Origin of the sequence: Klebsiella sp. OBRC7, assembly GCF_000293135.1 — a bacterium.
GTDB classification, from domain to species: Bacteria; Pseudomonadota; Gammaproteobacteria; order Enterobacterales; family Enterobacteriaceae; genus Klebsiella; species Klebsiella michiganensis.
Genome location: NZ_ALNJ01000045.1, coordinates 1 through 18,735, shown reverse-complemented (window position 1 = coordinate 18,735; position 18,735 = coordinate 1). Strand labels below are relative to the sequence as shown.

21 protein-coding genes and 1 riboswitch are annotated in these 18,735 nt (G+C 59.8%); of the genes, 15 read left to right on the top strand and 6 right to left on the bottom strand.

Annotated elements, in window-relative coordinates:
* From cbiD to pduF, 6 genes are all read right to left on the bottom strand, one after another.
* Positions 1–819: cobalt-precorrin-5B (C(1))-methyltransferase CbiD (gene cbiD, locus HMPREF1144_RS11025; RefSeq protein WP_009652779.1), on the bottom strand; the 819-nt coding region annotated here is incomplete at its 3' end.
* Complete coding sequence (locus tag HMPREF1144_RS11020; protein WP_004133657.1) at positions 816–1,448, bottom strand: cobalt-precorrin-8 methylmutase; 633 nt, start codon at positions 1,446–1,448, stop codon at positions 816–818. The genes HMPREF1144_RS11020 and cbiD, both read right to left, overlap by 4 nt.
* A 10-nt stretch (positions 1,449–1,458) precedes the next feature.
* Positions 1,459–2,418: an adenosylcobinamide-phosphate synthase CbiB gene (cbiB, locus tag HMPREF1144_RS11015; RefSeq protein ID WP_004853737.1), complete on the bottom strand. Its 960-nt coding sequence runs from the start codon at positions 2,416–2,418 to the stop codon at positions 1,459–1,461.
* Positions 2,415–3,794 carry a cobyrinate a,c-diamide synthase gene (locus tag HMPREF1144_RS11010; protein WP_009652776.1) on the bottom strand — a complete coding sequence of 460 codons (1,380 nt, stop codon included), beginning with the start codon at positions 3,792–3,794 and terminating at the stop codon, positions 2,415–2,417. The genes cbiB and HMPREF1144_RS11010 overlap by 4 nt, the downstream gene beginning before the upstream one ends.
* A gap of 87 nt (positions 3,795–3,881) precedes the next feature.
* Positions 3,882–4,050: riboswitch (cobalamin riboswitch) on the bottom strand.
* A gap of 290 nt (positions 4,051–4,340) precedes the next feature.
* Positions 4,341–5,252 (bottom strand): transcriptional regulator PocR, encoded by a 912-nt coding sequence (gene pocR, locus HMPREF1144_RS11005; RefSeq protein WP_004853740.1) that lies wholly within the window; start codon positions 5,250–5,252, stop codon positions 4,341–4,343.
* A 188-nt stretch (positions 5,253–5,440) separates the two neighbouring features.
* Positions 5,441–6,241, bottom strand: a complete 801-nt coding sequence (gene pduF / locus HMPREF1144_RS11000; RefSeq protein WP_004105118.1) for a propanediol diffusion facilitator PduF — start codon at positions 6,239–6,241, stop codon at positions 5,441–5,443.
* A 523-nt stretch (positions 6,242–6,764) separates the two neighbouring features.
* Between pduF and pduA the strand changes: the two genes are divergently transcribed.
* The 15 genes from pduA to pduQ are packed head-to-tail and all read left to right on the top strand — an operon-like array spanning position 6,765 to position 18,665.
* A complete protein-coding gene (pduA, locus tag HMPREF1144_RS10995) occupies positions 6,765–7,049 on the top strand; it encodes a propanediol utilization microcompartment protein PduA (protein WP_001183618.1) in 285 nt (94 codons plus the stop codon).
* The gene (gene pduB, locus HMPREF1144_RS10990; protein WP_009652777.1) at positions 7,046–7,858 is read left to right on the top strand and encodes a propanediol utilization microcompartment protein PduB; all 813 of its coding nucleotides are present in this window, start codon (positions 7,046–7,048) and stop codon (positions 7,856–7,858) included. Before pduA ends, pduB begins: the two co-directional genes overlap by 4 nt.
* An 18-nt stretch (positions 7,859–7,876) precedes the next feature.
* Positions 7,877–9,541, top strand: coding sequence for a propanediol dehydratase large subunit PduC (gene pduC, locus HMPREF1144_RS10985; protein WP_004105132.1), 1,665 nt, complete (start codon positions 7,877–7,879; stop codon positions 9,539–9,541).
* A gap of 10 nt (positions 9,542–9,551) precedes the next feature.
* Entirely contained in the window at positions 9,552–10,226 is a 675-nt protein-coding gene (pduD, locus tag HMPREF1144_RS10980; protein ID WP_004853784.1) for a propanediol dehydratase medium subunit PduD, read from the top strand.
* A gap of 14 nt (positions 10,227–10,240) precedes the next feature.
* Entirely contained in the window at positions 10,241–10,762 is a 522-nt protein-coding gene (pduE, locus tag HMPREF1144_RS10975; RefSeq protein ID WP_004133648.1) for a propanediol dehydratase small subunit PduE, read from the top strand.
* Between the two features lie 15 nt (positions 10,763–10,777).
* Positions 10,778–12,610 carry a propanediol dehydratase reactivase alpha subunit PduG gene (gene pduG, locus HMPREF1144_RS10970; protein ID WP_009652782.1) on the top strand — a complete coding sequence of 611 codons (1,833 nt, stop codon included), beginning with the start codon at positions 10,778–10,780 and terminating at the stop codon, positions 12,608–12,610.
* Positions 12,600–12,977: a propanediol dehydratase reactivase beta subunit PduH gene (gene pduH, locus HMPREF1144_RS10965; protein ID WP_009652785.1), complete on the top strand. Its 378-nt coding sequence runs from the start codon at positions 12,600–12,602 to the stop codon at positions 12,975–12,977. The genes pduG and pduH overlap by 11 nt, the downstream gene beginning before the upstream one ends.
* The gene (gene pduJ, locus HMPREF1144_RS10960; RefSeq protein WP_004853788.1) at positions 12,970–13,245 is read left to right on the top strand and encodes a propanediol utilization microcompartment protein PduJ; all 276 of its coding nucleotides are present in this window, start codon (positions 12,970–12,972) and stop codon (positions 13,243–13,245) included. Before pduH ends, pduJ begins: the two co-directional genes overlap by 8 nt.
* Before the next feature lie 3 nt (positions 13,246–13,248).
* Entirely contained in the window at positions 13,249–13,731 is a 483-nt protein-coding gene (locus tag HMPREF1144_RS10955) for a BMC domain-containing protein (protein WP_085954971.1), read from the top strand.
* Positions 13,731–14,363: a phosphate propanoyltransferase gene (locus HMPREF1144_RS10950; protein WP_009652781.1), complete on the top strand. Its 633-nt coding sequence runs from the start codon at positions 13,731–13,733 to the stop codon at positions 14,361–14,363. The genes HMPREF1144_RS10955 and HMPREF1144_RS10950 overlap by 1 nt, the downstream gene beginning before the upstream one ends.
* Entirely contained in the window at positions 14,360–14,851 is a 492-nt protein-coding gene (gene pduM / locus HMPREF1144_RS10945; protein WP_009652783.1) for a microcompartment protein PduM, read from the top strand. Before HMPREF1144_RS10950 ends, pduM begins: the two co-directional genes overlap by 4 nt.
* 3 nt (positions 14,852–14,854) lie before the next feature.
* A complete protein-coding gene (pduN, locus tag HMPREF1144_RS10940; RefSeq protein WP_004133641.1) occupies positions 14,855–15,130 on the top strand; it encodes a propanediol utilization microcompartment protein PduN in 276 nt (91 codons plus the stop codon).
* Between the two features lie 9 nt (positions 15,131–15,139).
* Positions 15,140–16,150, top strand: a complete 1,011-nt coding sequence (gene pduO, locus HMPREF1144_RS10935; RefSeq protein WP_009652780.1) for a two-domain cob(I)yrinic acid a,c-diamide adenosyltransferase PduO — start codon at positions 15,140–15,142, stop codon at positions 16,148–16,150.
* Positions 16,147–17,541, top strand: a complete 1,395-nt coding sequence (pduP, locus tag HMPREF1144_RS10930; RefSeq protein WP_009652778.1) for a CoA-acylating propionaldehyde dehydrogenase PduP — start codon at positions 16,147–16,149, stop codon at positions 17,539–17,541. Before pduO ends, pduP begins: the two co-directional genes overlap by 4 nt.
* An 11-nt stretch (positions 17,542–17,552) precedes the next feature.
* Complete coding sequence (gene pduQ / locus HMPREF1144_RS10925) at positions 17,553–18,665, top strand: 1-propanol dehydrogenase PduQ (RefSeq protein WP_009652786.1); 1,113 nt, start codon at positions 17,553–17,555, stop codon at positions 18,663–18,665.
* The last annotated feature ends 70 nt before the right edge of the window (positions 18,666–18,735 follow it).

Genomic DNA, 18,735 nt, shown 5'->3' with positions numbered 1-18,735 from the left:
CCCGGCGGCGACTTTAATCAGCTTGCCGGGATGGCCAATCAGCACGATCTGGCGGAACCCGAGGCGCACGGCCTCTTCAATCATGTAGCCGACGAAGTTGCTCATGGTGACCACCACTTGGGAATCGATGCCCATCTGCTCGCGTACAAAGCGCTCGCCGTGGTTGCCCGGCACCAGCACCACCCGCTCCAGCCCCGCCGCGCGCTTAATTTCCAGCTCCAGCGACAGCGAACGCTTCCAGCTCTCCTCTGACATCGGCGTCACGATACCGGTGGTGCCGATAATCGAGATGCCGCCCAAAATCCCCAGCCGCGAGTTATAGGTTTTCTGCGCCCGCGCCTCGCCTTCCGGGGCGAAAATCTCTACCGTCGCCCCCCGCGACGGTCCAATCGCTTCGCGCACCGCCGACTCGATGGTGTGGCGCGGGGTGCGGTTAATCGCCGGGCTGCCGATGGGCAGGCCGATCCCTTTGCGGGTGACCGTGCCGACGCCTTCGCCGCCGCGCAGGGTAATCTCGCCGGAATCGTCGAGCGTCACGCGGGCGAAAATCAGCATCCCGTGGGTGGCGTCAACATCATCGCCGCCGTCTTTACGGATGGCGGCAATCGCCTGCTGCCCTTCAACGTGCGGCGACTCGACGTTAAGGCACAGGGTGACGCCGGAAGGGGTGACAATGGAGACCTGATGAATCAGATGCTGACGCATCACCATCAGCGCCGCGACCTTTGCTGCCGCCGTGGCGCAGGATCCGGTGGTATAGCCTTTGCGCAGCGCCTTGCCGTTGTGCCATACCGGGGCGTCAAAGGATTGCTCGCTCATCGCGCCCCCTGTAAATGGTACAAAATGGCGTTGACGATGGCGGCGGCGACGTTGCTGCCGCCTTTACGACCCAGCGCGGCGATGCCCGGCAGGCCGCTTTGCGTCAGGGCCTCTTTCGACTCCGCCGCGCCGACGAAACCGACCGGCACGCCAATCACGCCGTTGACCGCGACGTCATGCTCCAGCAGACGAAACAGCGCAGTGGGCGCATTGCCGAAAACAAACACCTTCTCGCCCTCTTCGGCGACCGCGATATCAACCGCCGCCATCGAGCGGGTCATCCCCTGCGCTTTGGCCTCCGCCACCACCCGCGGATCGCTGATATAGCAGCGGCACTCGCCGCCGAATTTCGCCAGCAGGGTTTTATTGATCCCGGACAGGGCCATGGTGGTATCGGTATAAAGCGTGCAGGGCTGGCTCAGGGCGGCGCTCAAGCGCGGAAGCACGTCGGGCGAAAACCACAGGATATCCAGCCAGTCAAAATCAGCGGTGGTGTGGATCACCCGCTTGATAATGGCTTCGTGCAGCGGGCTGGCAAAGCGGTAGTCCGGGCGGGTCTGCGCAATAATGTCGCCAATAATGTCGAAGCTTTTCGCCTCAATCGCCTGCGGTTGCTGGATATAGTGCATTCATTTGTCCTCAGGCAGCGCCGACCAGCCAGTACCGGACCGCCATAAACAGCGCCAGCGCCAGGGTCGAAGACACCCACATCAGTCGAATCGTTCGGGAAATATCGTCTACGGAAATATCGCGCGTCGCCTCGCCAATCCACGGCTTCTCCACGCGCTGGCCAAAGTAATCGTTAGGGCCGCCAAGCCGGATGCCGAGCGCTCCGGCGACGGCGGCCTCCGACCAGCCGCAGTTCGGGCTGCTGTGGTTGTAACGGTCGCGCCAGCCGATGCGCAGCGCGCGGCCGCCCGCTTCACCGCAGAGGAGAGCAGCGAGGCTAATAAGCAGCCAGCTCAGGCGGGCGGGGATAAAGTTGGCGACATCATCGAGGCGGGCGCTGACCATGCCGATGGCCCGATATTTTTCGTGCTTATAGCCGACCATCGAATCCAGGGTGTTGACCGCTTTATAAGCCATCGCCAGCGGCGCGCCGCCGAGCAGCAGGAAGAAGAGCGGCGCGATAATCCCGTCGACGGTGTTCTCCGCGACGGTTTCCACCACCGCGCGATTAATCTGCTGCGGCGCAAGCTGCGACGTATCGCGCCCGACGATCCACGACAGCTTGATACGGCTCTCCGCCAGATCCCCCGCGCGCAGCGGGCGCTCGACGTCCCGCGCCGACTGCGCCAGGCAGCGTCCGGCCAGCACGGTGAAAATCATCCATACCTCAACCAGCCAGCCAAGCCACGGATGAATCGTCCGCGCCAGCGCCAGCACGCCCCAGCAGACGCTCCACGTTAGCCCGACCACCACCAGCCACATCACGGCGCCGCCGACGCGCAGGGCGACATCGCTGCGGCAATAGCGGCGCACGCCGCGCTGCACGGCGGCGATCAGGTTGCCAATCCAGCGCACCGGATGCGGCCAGCTCTGCGGATCGCCGATGATAAAATCGAGGAGCCAGGCAACGCCCCATGCCAGCAGCGTCATAGCGCGCTCCTTGCCGCAGCCAGCCAGTGGTTGAGCATGATGGGACGCTGCGCAAAGTGCAGGTGCAGATAGCTGGCGAACGTGTTGCCCACCTGCCAGCCGCCCGACCACTGCTGAAGGGTCATACCGTCGCGGACTTTGCGGCAGGCCAGGACCGCCGGGATCTCAGGGGTAAAATCCGAGTAGTGAAACTCATGCCCGCGCAGGATTTCGCCGGGCGCCGCCAGCAGCGTTTGCCGCATCGCCCGCGCCTCGCAGTAGCCAAAACGGGTAAGCCGTTTGCCCATCTTGCTGTGGCCGGGAATCAGATTGGCCATCGGATAGATGTCGCCGCTGGCGTCTTCAAGGGTGCTGCCGAGATACATCAAACCGCCGCACTCGGCGTAAATCGCCACCCCGCGCCGGTGCGCCTCCCGCAGCTGCGCCAGCATCGACGTATTGGCCGCCAGCCCGGCGGCATGAATTTCCGGATAGCCGCCGCCGAGCCAAATCATCTGGCACGGCGGAAGCTCGCTATCACGCAGCGGACTGAAGCGCACGATATTCACCCCGCAGCGTTCAAGCAGCGTAAGGTTATCCGGGTAGTAAAAGTTGAAGGCTTCGTCGTCGGCCAGCGCCAGCGTCAGGCCCGCGCCGGCGTCGGGCGACGGCAGCGGGGGCCACTCCCCGGCGGGTAGGGCGGTGAGCTGGCTAAGAGCCAGGAGCCGTTCAATATCCAGCGTTTGCGCCAGCGTTTGGGCAAAATCGCGCCACGGCTGCTGATTGACCAGCGACTCGCGGGCGGTGACCAGCCCCAGATGGCGTTCAGGTAACGCCACCCCTTCCACTCGCGGTACGTAGCCGAGCACCGGCAGCCCGCAGTAGCGTTCAATGGCGCCTTTGAGAAGCTGATAATGGGATTCGCTGTTGACGCGATTGACGATAACGCCGGCGATATTCAGGCTGGGGTCGAAGTGCTGAAATCCCATCACCGTGGCGGCGATGGAGGTGGAAACCGCTTTGCCATCTACCAGCAAAATAACCGGACAGCCGAGCTGTTTAGCCATCGCGGCGGTGCTGCAGTAGCCAGGGTCGGTACCGAAGCCGTCATACAGCCCCATCACGCCCTCAATGACCGCGATATCCGCCTGCTGCATCCGTTCGCAAAACAGCGCATTGAGCACCGGTTCCGGGAGCATAAAGCTGTCGAGGTTGCGGGAAGCGACGCCGCTGACGGCGGTGTGCCAGCCGGTATCGAGGTAGTCCGGGCCGACTTTGCAGGGCTGAACCCGCATACCGCGCTGCTTCAACAGGCTGAGCAGACCAAGCGTAACGGTGGTTTTACCACAACCGCTGCCGGTACCTGCGAGAATAAATGCGTGCTGCCTGGCTGCCATACCCCGATCCTGTGCCGGGTGGTAGGGCTGCGTGCATTCCCAGTCTTTCGACTGTACGCATCTGAGCAACCCACTTCCCACCGAAGTTGTTGATTATTACCGACAGGCAGGTCTTCTGGCTTAGCGTCGTCCTCTCCCATCCTTCCCAATCCGGTAAGCAGATCAGTGGCTAAATATGGGTTCGTCAGCATCACAGCAGCGGGGGCTGCGGGGGATTCACACCCCCTTCCCTGGCGCCTGTCGGTTTTATCGAGCGGGATGAAACCCACTCGAATGATTCCCGGAATATCTTACGGAAGCTGGATGGCTCCCGTCGTGTTTAATTTTTAATTACCAAGGCCGTTTCATTACGCCGATGGCGCGCTGAAAGCCATTTCGGATATCACTCTATCCCATCAAATAAATAAAAACTGGTGCAGCTTATCGTTCTCTCATTATTATTTTGTTGCGCTATGACAATTTATTGCTCTGAATGAGATATTTTCATTTTAGAATGAGCCAGATACAAGGGCATATCAAAAATCGGCAATAACAAAATATTGTCATTTAAAATGACTCAGTTTGTGATCTGGCGTTAATTTGCTGGCGATAGGCCTGCGGAGTGACCTGATAAGCCTGGCGAAAAACTTTGCAAAAATAGCTGGTTTGCGAAAATCCTAAATTCCGCGCAATGCTGGCGATGCTCCAGTCGCTGTGGCAAAGCAGCTCTTTGGCGCTCACCATCCGCTGATGGTTCACCCACGCGTTAAAACCGATACCCTGATATTTTTTAAATAGCTTACTGAAGTAATAGGGGCTGAGATAAACGTGGGCGGCGACGTCTTCCAGGCGAAGCTCATCGGATAAATGGGCATCAATGTAGCGCAGCGCCTTCTTCATTTTGCTGTCATGAGGGCTGGCAACCCGACCGGCGCGCGCGGGTTCCGGCTGCTGGGGATTATCTTTAATTACCACAAAGTTGAGCTGCTTTTTCAGGCAGTTCTCGACGATCAGCTTCAGTAAATCCGCGGAGGCAATCACTCTGGAGTAATCCATCTCCGGCACGTCGCGGAACGCGTTGAGCAGCTCGGGGTCCGCCTGCCAGCCGTCGTCCACGTTGAGGATATCCACCAGTTCTACATCGTTGCTTAAGCGCACCTGCCCGCATAGCACGAAGCCCACAAGGTGCCCGGCGATAACCAGCGGAATGGAAAAATCGGTTAATCCGGCGTGGCAGCGGTAGATACAGAGCTGATCGGTTTTTGACGCCTCGAGTCCGCCGCAGCGGTCGCTCATCCGGCAGCGGGTGCTGTGCTGGGGGTGCTGGCGCATCAGCTGGCAGAAAGGGGTGAAATTAAATAGTTCAGATATTTCATCACCGTGAATATTGACAACCACAACCGCCAGACTGGTGGCCTGCGCAAAATCCTGTGCGATTTTATTAATGAGTTCTGAGTTTAGTGTGCTCGCAGAAATCATGATAAAACCTCTCAGTTAATTTTTTGTTATAAATAAAACATTTCTTTAATATTCACTTCCTTTCATCATCATTTACCGCCAACGATAAAAGAATATTACGATAGCAAAAGTCTCCCATCCGTGGGAGACGTTTTTGGCCAGTTCGTGATACCGGTTCATGAAAATTTTTCGCTATTTCAGCGGATGCATTAATCCTCTAATTTACAGGTATTACACGGTAAGTTATTTCCTATCAGATAACGATAGATGGCCGCGCCGAGGCAGGCGCCGATCAGCGGCGCAATAATCGGCACAATAAAGTACGGAATATCCCTTCCGCCGGTCATCGCGATATCGCCCCAGCCCGCCATCCACGTAAACAGCTTCGGCCCAAAATCACGCGCCGGATTCATCGCAAAGCCGGTCAGCGGCCCGGTTGACGCGCCAATCACCGCCACCAGCAGGCCGATCAGCAGCGGGGCCAGAGGCCCTTTTGGCACCCCGTTGCCGTCGTCGGTCAGCGCCATAATCATCCCCATCAGCATGGAGGTGATCACCACTTCGACCAGCGCCGCGTGCCAAATGCTCAGCGACGCCGCCGGGTAGGTGCTGAAAATACTCGCCAGCTGCAGGCTCTCAACGCTGCCGCGAGCGATATGGTGGGCGGATTCAAACTCGGTAAACATCGTGCTGTACAGCACATAGGCCAGCACCGCGCCGCCGAAGGCGCCCGCGACCTGGGAGACAATATAGGGGAACACTTTTCGCCCGGGAAAACAGGCAAATAGCCATAACGCAACGGTCACCGCCGGGTTGAGATGGCCGCCGGATATTCCCGACGTCAGATAGACGGCAAGCGAGATCCCCAGACCCCAGATAATACATATCTCCCACAGTCCGAGGCTGGCTCCCGCCACCTTTAACGCGCTCAGGCAGCCGATGCCGAAAAACAAAAACAGCCCGGTGCCCAGAAACTCGGCGGTACATTGCGCTTTTAACGAATCATTCATGGTGACACCTTCTTAGCAGAGTTCGTGTCCTGACCAGCCAACCTCCTGCTGGCAGTAGAGTACAACGGGCCCACTATATGAACTCCGCTCCGCAAATTGTTGGCAACCTGCTGACGGCGGCCCCGGAAAATTCGGGCATCAATAACAAATTATTGTCATTGAATAACTCAGAATAGCATTGCTCACGCGCGGATTTCGCAATTACGCCATCGCCATGACATGCAAAAATATTGCTAAAACCAACTCATCGTTTTCCAACAAACATCACAAATCAGTTTTTCTCGCATAGCAGATAAAATTAAATTCGTCATGAACAAATTTGTAAATATGGAATATACAAAACAAGATAATCACATAACAACAAATAAAAATAACAATAAAAATCAATATATTAAATTTACATGTAGCAATTTTATATTATTCAATACCCACTATTTTTTCACCATCAAATTCAAGTCAGCCATTCTTTTTCCTCGCATCTTCTTATAGTCCCAACTATCGGAACACTCTATGCGAGGTCTTTATGCAACAAGAAGCACTAGGAATGGTAGAAACCAAAGGCTTAACCGCAGCCATAGAGGCCGCTGATGCAATGGTTAAGTCAGCCAATGTGATGTTAGTGGGCTACGAAAAGATTGGCTCCGGACTGGTGACCGTCATCGTACGCGGCGACGTTGGCGCGGTAAAAGCGGCCACCGATGCGGGGGCCGCCGCCGCACGTAATGTGGGTGAAGTGAAAGCCGTACACGTTATCCCACGCCCCCACACCGATGTAGAAAAAATCTTACCGAAGGGAATTAGCCAATGAGCAGCAATGAGCTGGTGGAACAGATCATGGCTCAGGTGATTGCCCGCGTGGCAACGCCGGAACAGCAGGCCATCCCTACTGAAAACCATCCAATACGAGAGACGGCTATGGCAGAAAAAAGCTGCAGTTTAACGGAATTTGTCGGGACCGCCATTGGCGACACCCTGGGTCTGGTTATCGCCAACGTCGATACCGCCCTGCTGGATGCGATGAAGCTTGAAAAGCGCTATCGCTCCATCGGCATTCTCGGCGCCCGCACCGGCGCAGGCCCGCACATTATGGCGGCGGACGAAGCGCTGAAAGCCACCAATACCGAAGTGGTCAGCATTGAGCTGCCGCGCGATACCAAAGGCGGAGCGGGCCACGGTTCGCTGATTATTTTGGGCGGTAACGACGTTTCCGACGTTAAGCGCGGTATCGAAGTCGCGCTGAAAGAACTCGACCGCACTTTTGGCGATGTTTACGGCAACGAAGCCGGGCATATCGAGCTGCAGTACACCGCTCGCGCCAGCTACGCGCTGGAAAAAGCCTTCGGCGCGCCGATTGGCCGGGCCTGCGGCATCATCGTCGGCGCACCGGCCTCCGTGGGCGTGCTGATGGCCGATACCGCCCTGAAGTCAGCCAACGTGGAAGTCGTGGCCTATAGCTCTCCGGCGCACGGCACCAGCTTCAGTAACGAAGCCATTCTGGTGATTTCCGGCGACTCCGGCGCGGTCCGCCAGGCGGTCACCTCCGCGCGCGAAATCGGCAAAACCGTCCTTGCGACCCTCGGTGCTGAACCGAAAAACGATCGCCCGTCCTACATCTGATACCCACGAGGCTGATTCATGAGATCGAAAAGATTTGAAGCACTGGCGAAACGCCCTGTGAATCAGGACGGCTTCGTTAAGGAGTGGATCGAAGAAGGCTTTATCGCGATGGAAAGCCCGAACGACCCGAAACCGTCGATTAAAATCGTTAACGGCGCGGTGACCGAGCTGGACGGGAAACCGGTAAGCGATTTTGACCTGATCGACCACTTTATCGCCCGCTACGGTATCAACCTGAACCGCGCCGAAGAAGTGATGGCGATGGATTCGGTCAAGCTGGCCAACATGCTGTGCGATCCAAACGTCAAACGCAGCGAAATCGTTCCGCTGACCACCGCGATGACGCCGGCGAAAATCGTCGAAGTGGTTTCGCATATGAACGTCGTCGAGATGATGATGGCGATGCAGAAAATGCGCGCCCGCCGCACCCCGTCCCAGCAGGCACACGTCACCAACGTCAAAGATAACCCGGTACAGATTGCCGCCGACGCCGCCGAAGGGGCATGGCGCGGATTTGACGAACAGGAAACCACCGTTGCGGTAGCGCGCTATGCGCCGTTCAACGCCATCGCGCTGCTGGTGGGCTCGCAGGTAGGCCGTCCGGGCGTGCTGACGCAGTGCTCGCTGGAAGAAGCCACCGAGCTGAAGCTCGGCATGCTGGGCCACACCTGCTACGCCGAAACCATCTCCGTCTATGGCACCGAGCCGGTCTTTACCGACGGCGACGACACCCCGTGGTCGAAGGGCTTCCTCGCCTCGTCCTACGCCTCTCGCGGGCTGAAAATGCGCTTTACCTCCGGCTCAGGCTCGGAAGTGCAGATGGGCTACGCCGAAGGCAAATCCATGCTTTATCTGGAAGCGCGCTGTATCTACATCACCAAAGCCGCGGGCGTACAGGGTCTGCAAAACGGTTCCGTTAGCTGCATCGGCGTGCCGTCTGCGGTGCCTTCCGGCATTCGCGCGGTGCTGGCGGAAAACCTGATCTGTTCGTCGCTGGATCTGGAGTGCGCCTCCAGTAACGACCAGACCTTCACCCACTCCGATATGCGTCGTACCGCGCGCCTGCTGATGCAGTTCCTGCCGGGCACCGACTTTATCTCTTCCGGTTATTCCGCGGTGCCGAACTACGACAACATGTTCGCCGGCTCCAACGAAGATGCCGAGGACTTTGACGACTACAACGTCATCCAGCGCGACCTGAAGGTGGACGGCGGTTTGCGTCCGGTTCGCGAAGAGGACGTCATCGCCATCCGTAACAAAGCCGCCCGCGCGCTGCAGGCCGTGTTTGCCGGAATGGGGCTGCCGCCGATTACCGATGAAGAAGTTGAAGCCGCGACCTATGCCCACGGTTCGAAAGATATGCCGGAGCGCAACATCGTCGAAGACATCAAGTTCGCCCAGGAAATCATCAATAAAAACCGCAACGGTCTGGAAGTGGTGAAAGCGCTGGCGCAGGGCGGATTCACCGACGTGGCCCAGGACATGCTCAACATCCAGAAAGCCAAGCTGACCGGGGACTATCTGCATACCTCCGCGATTATCGTCGGCGACGGGCAGGTACTGTCGGCCGTCAACGACGTCAACGACTATGCCGGTCCGGCAACGGGCTATCGCCTGCAGGGCGAACGCTGGGAAGAGATTAAAAACATCCCTGGCGCTCTTGATCCCAACGAGATTGATTAAGGGGTGAGAAATGGAAATTAATGAAAAATTGCTGCGCCAGATAATTGAAGACGTGCTCAGCGAAATGAAGGGCAGCGATAAACCGGTCTCGTTTAATGCGCCGGCGGCCTCCGCTGCGCCCCAGGCCACGCCGCCCGCCGGCGACGGCTTCCTGACGGAAGTGGGCGAAGCGCGTCAGGGAACCCAGCAGGACGAAGTGATTATCGCCGTCGGCCCGGCTTTCGGTCTGGCGCAGACCGTCAATATCGTCGGCATCCCGCATAAGAGCATTTTGCGCGAAGTCATTGCCGGTATTGAAGAAGAAGGCATTAAGGCGCGCGTAATTCGCTGCTTTAAATCCTCCGATGTGGCCTTCGTCGCCGTTGAGGGTAATCGCCTGAGCGGTTCCGGCATCTCTATCGGCATCCAGTCAAAAGGTACCACGGTGATCCACCAGCAGGGGCTGCCGCCACTCTCTAACCTGGAGCTGTTCCCGCAGGCGCCGCTGCTGACCCTGGAAACCTATCGCCAGATCGGCAAAAACGCCGCCCGCTATGCGAAACGCGAATCGCCGCAGCCGGTCCCGACGCTGAATGACCAGATGGCGCGGCCGAAGTACCAGGCGAAATCGGCCATTTTGCACATTAAAGAGACCAAGTACGTGGTGACGGGCAAAAACCCGCAGGAACTGCGCGTGGCGCTTTGATAAAGGATAACTCCATGAATACCGACGCAATTGAATCGATGGTACGCGACGTATTGAGCCGCATGAACAGCCTGCAGGGCGAGGCGCCTGCGGCGGCTCCGGCGGCTGGCGGCGCGTCCCGTAGCGCCAGGGTCAGCGACTACCCGCTGGCGAACAAGCACCCTGAATGGGTGAAAACCGCCACCAATAAAACGCTGGACGACTTTACGCTGGAAAACGTGCTGAGCAATAAAGTCACCGCCCAGGATATGCGTATTACCCCGGAAACCCTGCGCTTACAGGCCTCTATTGCCAAAGACGCGGGCCGCGACCGGCTGGCGATGAACTTCGAGCGCGCCGCCGAGCTGACCGCGGTACCGGACGATCGCATTCTTGAAATCTACAACGCCCTCCGCCCCTATCGCTCGACGAAAGAGGAGCTGCTGGCGATCGCCGACGATCTCGAAAGCCGCTATCAGGCGAAGATTTGCGCCGCTTTCGTTCGCGAAGCGGCCACGCTGTACGTCGAGCGTAAGAAACTTAAAGGCGACGATTAACTTTAGGGGTAAACAATGCGATATATAGCTGGCATTGATATAGGCAACTCATCGACGGAAGTCGCCCTGGCGCGACAGGATGAGGCTGGCGCGCTGACGATTACGCACAGCGCACTGGCGGAAACCACCGGGATCAAAGGCACGTTGCGTAACGTGTTCGGCATTCAGGAGGCCCTCGCTCTCGTTGCAAAGCGCGCGGGGATCAATGTCAGCGATATTTCGCTCATCCGCATTAACGAAGCCACGCCGGTGATTGGCGATGTGGCGATGGAAACCATTACCGAAACCATCATCACCGAATCGACCATGATCGGCCATAACCCGAAAACGCCCGGCGGCGCGGGGCTTGGCGTGGGCATCACCATTACGCCGCAGGAGCTGTTAACCCGCCCGGCGGACGCGCCCTATATCCTGGTGGTGTCGTCAGCTTTTGATTTTGCCGATATCGCTCAGGTTATCAACGCCTCCATCCGCGCCGGGTATCAGATTACCGGCGTCATTTTGCAGCGCGACGATGGCGTGCTGGTCAGCAACCGGCTGGAAAAACCGCTGCCGATCGTTGACGAAGTGCTGTACATCGACCGCATTCCGCTGGGGATGCTGGCGGCGATTGAGGTCGCCGTGCCGGGGAAGGTCATCGAAACCCTCTCTAACCCTTACGGCATCGCCACCGTCTTTAACCTCAGCCCCGAGGAGACGAAAAACATCGTCCCGATGGCCCGGGCGCTGATTGGCAACCGTTCCGCCGTGGTGGTCAAAACGCCATCCGGCGACGTCAAAGCGCGGGCGATCCCCGCCGGTAACCTGGAACTACTGGCGCAGGGCCGTACCGTGCGCGTGGATGTTGCCGCCGGCGCCGAAGCCATCATGAAAGCGGTCGACGGCTGCGGCAGGCTCGATAACGTCACCGGCGAGTCCGGCACCAATATCGGCGGCATGCTGGAACACGTGCGCCAGACCATGGCCGAGCTCACCAACAAACCGAGCAGCGAAATATTCATTCAGGACCTGCTGGCCGTTGATACCTCGGTACCGGTGAGCGTCACCGGCGGTCTTGCCGGGGAGTTCTCGCTGGAGCAGGCCGTGGGCATCGCCTCAATGGTGAAATCGGATCGCCTGCAGATGGCAATGATCGCCCGCGAAATCGAGCAGAAGCTCAATATCGACGTGCAGATCGGCGGCGCCGAGGCCGAAGCCGCCATCCTGGGGGCGCTGACCACGCCGGGCACTACCCGACCGCTGGCGATCCTCGACCTCGGCGCGGGCTCCACCGATGCCTCCATCATCAACCCCAAAGGCGACATCATCGCCACCCACCTCGCGGGCGCGGGCGACATGGTGACGATGATTATTGCCCGCGAGCTGGGGCTGGAAGACCGCTATCTGGCGGAAGAGATCAAGAAGTACCCGCTGGCCAAGGTGGAAAGTCTGTTCCATTTACGCCACGAGGACGGCAGCGTGCAGTTCTTCTCCACGCCGCTGCCCCCCGCCGTATTCGCCCGCGTCTGCGTGGTGAAAGCGGACGAACTGGTGCCGCTACCCGGCGACTTAGCACTGGAAAAAGTGCGCGCCATTCGCCGCATCGCCAAAGAGCGGGTCTTTGTCACCAACGCCCTGCGCGCGCTGCGTCAGGTCAGCCCCACCGGCAACATTCGCGATATTCCGTTCGTGGTGCTGGTCGGCGGTTCGTCGCTGGATTTCGAAGTCCCGCAGCTGGTCACCGATGCGCTGGCGCACTACCGCCTGGTTGCCGGACGGGGAAATATTCGCGGCAGCGAGGGCCCCAGAAACGCGGTGGCCACCGGCCTTATTCTCTCCTGGCATAAGGAGTTCGCGCATGGACAGTAATCACAGCGCCCCGGCCATCGCGATCGCCGTCATCGACGGCTGCGACGGCCTGTGGCGCGAAGTGCTGCTGGGTATCGAAGAGGAAGGTATCCCTTTCCGGCTCCAGAACCACCCGGCCGGAGAGATCGTGGACAGCGCCTGGCAGGCGGCGCGCAGCTCACCGCTGCTGGTGGGCATCGCCTGCGACCGCCATACGCTGGTCGTGCACTACAAGAATTTACCCGCATCGGCGCCGCTTTTTACGTTGATGCATCATCAGGACAGTCAGGCCCATCGCAACACCGGTAATAACGCGGCACGGCTGGTCAAAGGGATCCCTTTCCGGGATCTGAATAGTGAAGCAACAGGAGAACAGCAGGATGAATAACGCACTGGGACTGGTTGAAACAAAAGGGTTAGTGGGCGCCATTGAGGCCGCCGATGCGATGGTGAAATCTGCCAACGTGCAGCTGGTCGGCTACGAAAAAATTGGCTCGGGCCTCGTCACCGTGATGGTGCGCGGCGACGTCGGCGCGGTCAAAGCGGCGGTAGACGCGGGCAGCGCGGCGGCGAGCGCGGTGGGCGAAGTGAAATCCTGCCACGTGATCCCGCGTCCGCACAGCGACGTTGAGGCCATTTTACCGAAATCAGCCTGATTGATGGCGAATAAGGAGCACCGCGTGAAGCAATCACTGGGATTACTTGAAGTTTGTGGTCTGGCACTGGCTATCAGCTGCGCCGATATCATGGCGAAATCCGCTTCTATCACGCTGGTCGCCCTCGAAAAGACCAATGGTTCAGGCTGGACGGTGATTAAAATTACCGGTGATGTGGCCTCCGTGCAGGCGGCCATCACCACCGGTGCACAGTTTGCCGAGCAGCGAAACGGCCTGGTGGCCCACAAAGTCATCGCCAGGCCCGGAGAAGGGATCCTGCGCGCGGAGGCTCCCCCGCCCTCCGTCATGCAACCTGAGCCTGAAGCGTCAGGGACGGCTGATGTCGTTTCGCCAGCGCCAGCAGAAGAGCTTCCCCAGCAACACGGCGTGGTTAGCTGCAACCTGTGTCTGGACCCGCAATGTCCGCGCCAGAAGGGCGAGCCGCGCTCGCTTTGCATTCACCCCGGCAAGCGAGGTGAGGCGTAATGGATAAACAGCTTCTGGAATCAACGGTCAGTAAAGTTCTCGACGAGATGCGGCTACGGCCCATCCCGCTGGGGGTTTCAAATCGTCATATCCACCTGTCGGCGGCGGATTACGAACGCCTGTTCCCCGGCCATCCCATCAGCGAGAAAAAGGCGCTGCTGCAGCCGGGACAGTACGCCGCGGAGCAAACCGTCACCCTGGTGGGGCCGAAGGGGCAGCTTAAAAATGTGCGCCTGCTCGGTCCGCTGCGCTCGGTAAGCCAGGTGGAAATATCGCGTACCGATGCCCGAACCCTGGGGGTTGCGGCACCGCTGAGGATGTCCGGCGATCTGAAAGGGACGCCGGGCATCCGCCTGGTCAGCCCTTTTGGCGAGGTGGAGCTGGCGTCAGGGGTTATCGTCGCGCAGCGGCATATTCATATGTCGCCGCTCGATGCGCTGATCCTGCGGGTTGCCCACGGCGACAGAGTTTCGGTGGCCATTGAAGGCGACGCGCGCGGGCTGATCTTCAACAACGTAGCGGTTCGCGTTTCGCCGGATATGCGCCTCGAAATGCACATCGATACCGATGAAGCCAACGCCGCCGGCGCCGATAACCCGCAGGTCTTTGCCCGGCTGGTAGGCCCGCGATGAACGGCGAAGTTCTGCAGCGCATCGTGGAGACGATCGTCTCCCGGCTGCAGCGTCGCGCCCATAGCACGGCGACGCTGAGCGTGGCGCAATTGCGCGATGCCGACTGCCGGAGTCTGTTCTGCCAGCACGCGTCGCTGCGCGTTCTGCTCGTCGACCTGCCGCTGCTGAACCAGCTGGCGGAGGCGGACACCGACGATGCCGCCGTTGGCAACATTCACGACGCGCTGGCTTTCGGCATCCGCGTGCAGCTCACCCTGCACAGCCAGCTGCTGCCGGTTATCCCGGTTAAAAAACTGGCTCGCCTGCCGCTGACCTTTGCCGATGAACGCGGGCTGCCGCTGGTTCTGCACGCAGGTTCGGTGCTCAGCTATCGCGACGTCGCGCCGCTGGGCCCGGGGCGCCTGGTTATCCACCGCAAATGCCTCGTGACCGCGCTGGCGCGCGACGCGGCGCAGGCGCGGAATATTGAACTCATTAAGCAGGAGTAAATCATGCATCTGGCACGAGTCACGGGCGCGGTTGTCTCCACGCAAAAATCGCCTTCCCTGGTCGGCAAAAAGCTGCTGCTGGTCCGGCGGGTCAGCGCCGATGGCGAGCTCCCCGCCTCGCCCACCTCCGGCGATGAAGTCGCCGTGGACTCCGTCGGCGCGGGGGTTGGCGAGCTGGTGCTGCTCAGCGGCGGCTCCAGCGCAAGGCACGTTTTTTCCGGGCCAAACGAGGCCATCGACCTCGCCGTTGTCGGCATTGTCGATACGCTTTCACGTTAAGGAGCGACTATGGCGATTTATACCCGAACGGGCGACGCTGGCACCACCTCACTCTTTACCGGCCAGCGGGTGAGCAAAACCCACCCGCGGGTTGAAGCCTACGGCACGCTGGATGAGCTGAACGCCGCGCTGAGCCTGTGCGCCTGCGCCGCCGCGGATGAACACCACCGCGCCCTGCTCGAAGCTATCCAGCAGCAAATTTTCTGGTTTAGCGCAGAACTGGCCAGCGACAGCGAAAGGCCATCGCCGAAACAGCGCTACATCAGCAGCGAAGAGATTTCCGCTCTGGAAGCCGCTATCGATCGGGCCATGGCCCGCGTCGAACCGCTGCACAGCTTTATTTTACCCGGCCGCTGCGAAGCCGCGAGCCGCCTCCATTTTGCCCGCACGCTGGCTCGCCGGGCCGAACGCCGGCTGGTTGAGCTGGCAGCGGAAGTCACCGTGCGCCAGGTACTGATGCGCTACATCAATCGCTTATCAGACTGCCTGTACGCCCTGGCGCGCGCGGAAGATAGCGATGCGCACCAGAACAACATCATCCGCGAAGTGAGCCGGCGCTATCTGGCCGCCAGCCAGCCGAGCCGCAGTAAGGAGACGACGCCCGTGGCCCTCTCATTCCACGATCTGCACCAGCTCACCGGCGCGGCCGTCGAGCGCGCACAGCAGCTACAGGTGCCGGTGGTGATCAGCATCGTTGACGCGCACGGCACCGAAACCGTGACCTGGCGGATGCCGGACGCTCTGCTGGTCAGCAGCGAGCTGGCGCCGAAAAAGGCCTGGACCGCGGTGGCGATGAAAACGGCGACCCATGAGCTGAACGACGCCGTTCAGCCGGGCGCCGCGCTTTATGGCCTCGAAACGCATTTACAGGGAAAAGTGGTCACCTTTGGCGGCGGTTACGCCCTGTGGCGCGACGGCTCATTAATTGGGGGTCTTGGCATCAGCGGCGGCAGCGTTGAACAGGACATGGACATAGCACAGACCGCCATTGCGGCCATTAACGTGGGAACACATCAATGAATACTTCTGAACTCGAAACCCTGATTCGCACCATTCTTAGCGAGCAATTAACCACGCCAGCGCAAACGCCGGTCCAGCCGCAGGGCAAAGGGATTTTCCAGTCCGTCAGCGAGGCCATCGACGCCGCGCACCAGGCGTTCTTACGTTATCAGCAGTGCCCGTTAAAAACCCGCAGCGCCATCATCAGCGCAATACGTCAGGAACTGACGCCGCTGCTGGCCGCGCTGGCGGAAGAGAGCGCCAATGAAACGGGAATGGGCAACAAAGAAGACAAATACCTGAAAAACAAGGCCGCGCTGGACAACACGCCGGGCGTGGAAGACCTCACCACCACCGCGCTGACCGGCGACGGCGGCATGGTGCTGTTTGAGTATTCGCCGTTTGGCGTTATCGGGTCGGTCGCGCCGAGCACCAACCCGACGGAGACCATCATCAACAACAGCATCAGCATGCTGGCGGCGGGCAACAGCGTCTATTTCAGCCCGCATCCGGGAGCAAAAAAGGTCTCTCTGAAACTCATCAGCCTGATTGAAGAGATTGCCTTCCGCTGCTGCGGCATCCGCAATCTGGTGGTCACCGTGGCGGAACCGACGTTTGAAGCCACCCAGCAGATGATGGCCCATCCGCGCATTGCGGTCCTCGCTATCACCGGCGGCCCCGGCATTGTGGCGATGGGCATGAAGAGCGGTAAAAAAGTGATCGGCGCCGGCGCGGGCAACCCGCCCTGCATCGTCGATGAAACGGCGGATCTGGTCAAAGCGGCGGAAGATATCATCAACGGCGCCTCGTTCGATTACAACCTGCCCTGCATTGCCGAGAAGAGCCTGATTGTGGTGGAGAGCGTCGCCGAACGTCTGGTGCAGCAAATGCAATCCTTCGGCGCGCTGCTGCTGAGCCCTGCCGACACCGACAAACTCCGCGCCGCCTGCCTGCCTGAAGGCCTGGCGAATAAAAAACTGGTCGGCAAAAGCCCATCGGCCATGCTGGAAGCGGCCGAGATCGCCGTTCCGGCGAAAGCGCCGCGTCTGCTGATAGCGCTGGTTAACGCCGACGATCCGTGGGTCACCAGCGAGCAGCTGATGCCGATGCTGCCGGTGGTGAAAGTCAGCGATTTCGATAGCGCGCTGGCCCTGGCGCTGAAGGTTGAAGAGGGACTGCATCATACCGCCATTATGCACTCGCAGAACGTGTCGCGCCTGAACCTCGCGGCCCGAACCCTGCAAACCTCGATATTCGTCAAGAACGGCCCCTCCTATGCCGGGATCGGCGTCGGCGGCGAAGGCTTTACCACCTTTACTATCGCCACGCCGACCGGTGAAGGGACAACCTCGGCGCGCACCTTTGCCCGCTCCCGTCGCTGCGTGCTGACCAACGGCTTTTCCATTCGCTAACCGAGGTCGCGATGAAGACTTTCTCACTACAAACGCGGTTGTACAGCGGTCAGGGTAGCCTGGCGGTGCTCAGGCGCTTTACCAACAAGCACATCTGGATTATCTGCGATGGCTTTCTTGCGCGCTCGCCGCTGCTGGAAACCCTGCGTCAGGCGTTGCCCGCAGATAACCGCATCAGCGTCTTTAGCGAGATAACCCCGGACCCCACTATCCATACCGTGGTGCAGGGCATTGCGCAAATGCAGGCCCTGCAGCCGCAGGTGGTCATCGGCTTCGGCGGCGGCTCGGCGATGGATGCGGCGAAGGCTATCGTCTGGTTTAGCCAGCAGAGCGGCATCAATATCGAAACCTGCGTGGCGATACCGACCACCAGCGGCACCGGTTCGGAAGTGACCAGCGCCTGCGTGATTAGCGACCCGGATAAAGGCATCAAGTATCCGCTGTTTAACAACGCGCTCTATCCCGATATGGCGATCCTTGACCCGGAGCTGGTGGTCAGCGTGCCGCCGCAGATTACGGCCAACACCGGCATGGACGTACTGACCCACGCGCTGGAGGCGTGGGTCTCTCCGCACGCCAGCGACTTTACCGACGCGCTGGCGGAAAAAGCCGCCAAACTGGTGTTCCAGTATCTGCCCACGGCGGTGGAAAAAGGCGACTGCGTGGCGACGCGCGGGAAAATGCACAACGCCTCAACCCTTGCCGGGATGGCCTTCAGCCAGGCGGGGCTGGGGCTTAACCACGCCATCGCCCACCAGCTTGGCGGGCAGTTTCATCTGCCGCACGGGCTGGCCAACGCGCTGCTGTTAACCACGGTTATCCGCTTTAACGCCGCTGTTCCCCGTGCTGCCAAACGCTACGCCCGGCTGGCCAAAGCCTGCGGCTTTTGTCCGGCAGAGGCCAACGACGTTACGGCGATCAATGCGCTGATCCAGCAAATCGAGCGGCTCAAACAGCGCTGCGCGCTGCCGCCACTGGCGGTTGCGCTGAAAGAGGGACGATCCGAATACTCAGCGCGTATTCCGGCGATGGTGCAGGCCGCGCTGGCTGACGTGACGTTACGCACCAATCCTCGCCCGGCCAGCGCCGGGGAGATTCAGGAACTGCTGGAGGAGCTGCTATGAGTACCGCCGTCAACGCTGCTGAAATGGCCTGGAGCGCCGAGGAGATCCGCAAGCGCGTGCGCGCGGCGGG